This window comes from Bacillus sp. SRB_8, assembly GCF_003264205.1.
GTDB classification, from domain to species: domain Bacteria; phylum Bacillota; class Bacilli; order Bacillales; family Bacillaceae_G; genus Bacillus_A; species Bacillus_A mycoides.
In genome coordinates this window covers 1-1,763 of record NZ_NADT01000118.1, presented here as the reverse complement: position 1 = coordinate 1,763, position 1,763 = coordinate 1, and the positions used below count along the sequence as shown (strand labels likewise).

Annotated in this window: 2 protein-coding genes and 1 pseudogene; all 3 read right to left on the bottom strand. The window is 34.2% G+C overall.

Going from position 1 to position 1,763, the window contains the following annotated elements; translation table 11 throughout:
• Positions 1–176 precede the first annotated feature (176 nt).
• Positions 177–770, bottom strand: a complete 594-nt coding sequence (locus B5P40_RS32170) for a TasA family protein (RefSeq protein ID WP_002191687.1) — start codon at positions 768–770, stop codon at positions 177–179.
• Between the two features lie 526 nt (positions 771–1,296).
• Positions 1,297–1,506: pseudogene (locus tag B5P40_RS34235) on the bottom strand (S-layer homology domain-containing protein); the annotation flags it as partial.
• A 31-nt stretch (positions 1,507–1,537) separates the two neighbouring features.
• A partial coding sequence (locus B5P40_RS33130) for a hypothetical protein (protein WP_220089777.1) occupies positions 1,538–1,763 on the bottom strand: 226 nt, incomplete at its 5' end.

Here is a 1,763-nt window from a genome sequence, read left to right as displayed (position 1 = left end):
TCCATACTGATCACGCACCTTTTTTAGAGTCATACTATCAGTATGTCCAAGTTTAGGAGATTACTTGCAAGAGTCTTGCGATTTTTGCACCCGAACCGATATGTAGTAATCATTCTTTTAAATTATTAAAAGGCATAAGCTCAGTTTTACTTTTTACCAGTATTATGCTCTTACATTTATCTTTCTTGTCCATCTGTTTGATTGGCTTGGAACTCCATTTTTAGCGCAATACTATCCCCTTGGAACACGTTTTGATCTGTTCCGTTGTCTTCAAATATAAACTTTATCCAAAACCAATCCATTTTCCCAGGTTTTAATCCTCCTGTTTCAGTCCACTTAGAATGAAATACTTTTTTGGAGGCAATCTCTGGGCTTTGTGATTTTAGTTCTGCAAGAGTTGTCTCGTATACAGGGCTTTTTGCAGGATCCCAATCCCAAAGAAATTGTACTTTAATATGTTTACCTAAATCTTCTGTAGTGTTATTTTGTTTTAAATCGTTTACAGTATAGTCTATTTTCATCATGATATCTTTAATATCTAATGTACCACTATTTTTTAAATTGAATTTCTTTAATATTTTGTCCCCAGGTTTTAAATTTTCTAAGTTAAGTGAAGTAGTTGGCTGCATAGCTAAATCCAATGTACCTGCAGCAAATGAATTTTTTGTTACCACTTGATCGCTAAAATATGCATATGTTCCCCCACCAATTAAAGATAAACCCAGAGCAGCTGAAACCACTCCAACACCTAATTTCTTTTTCAATGACATTTTTTGTTCCTCCCATATCATTTTTATAATCTTTCTCCCTAATCAACCGAAAAGGTCCCCTTAATACAGATATACCATGAATTGTTAAAAAATTATATTAAAAGCAGTAAATTCCTTATTGAGAAAATTTTGTTATTACCTATCTTCTGTAAATGAAACGTCCCAAAACTAGAAAAATTGGATTTATAATGATCAAAACCTATACCAAAAACGAATTAATATTAACTGCCCTTTATAATTAGAATTATTTATTTCTTCAGGAGTATTCTAACACTTCAAAAGGTACGTATACCTTTTGATCTTTTCTAATAATGTTTTCAAGAAAAGAGTGGCTGTACTTTTGTGCAGCTACTTTTATATGCAATAAATCAGTAAAAGATATTCGAGCTGCAATAAATGCCCCTTTTATACTTTGGCTTCCTCGAATTTAATAGCACTTTATCGCATGCCCTATCAGGGGTACCGCCACATGCCAATCAACTTAAGAATTCAGAATTACCCCAAAACAAAAAAATGAGCTTTTTTGCTACAAGTTAGCACAAAATTTCGTTCTGGGGGTATTTACTTTTCTTAGCTTGATAGCGATGGGGTAGAGCCCTATATTTGACTCTTTTTCTACACCTAGATATTCTAGAGTTCGTTCTAACATAAGTGCAGCCTGTTGACGTGTGAGTGTGCCATATGGCGTAAACTTAGTAGCTGAAACACCTTGGATAATTCCTGTATCGTATAGGGCTTGTACATCATAATACCGGCTGCGAACGTATTTACATCAAGAAGATTAATGGAGCAAATGATGATTGCCCTGATTTGGTATGATAGCTGTTTTTGCAGAGTTTGAGCGTGATATTATTCGTTGAAACTCTCTTCTTAAAGATAATACGTAAATACAAACAAAACCAGCAAAACAACGTTCCTGTGTCGTACTGGTTTTGTTGAAATCCATCTTGAATTGTAGCTAGTTCAACGTAATTGCAAATTCCGAGTTCGGCG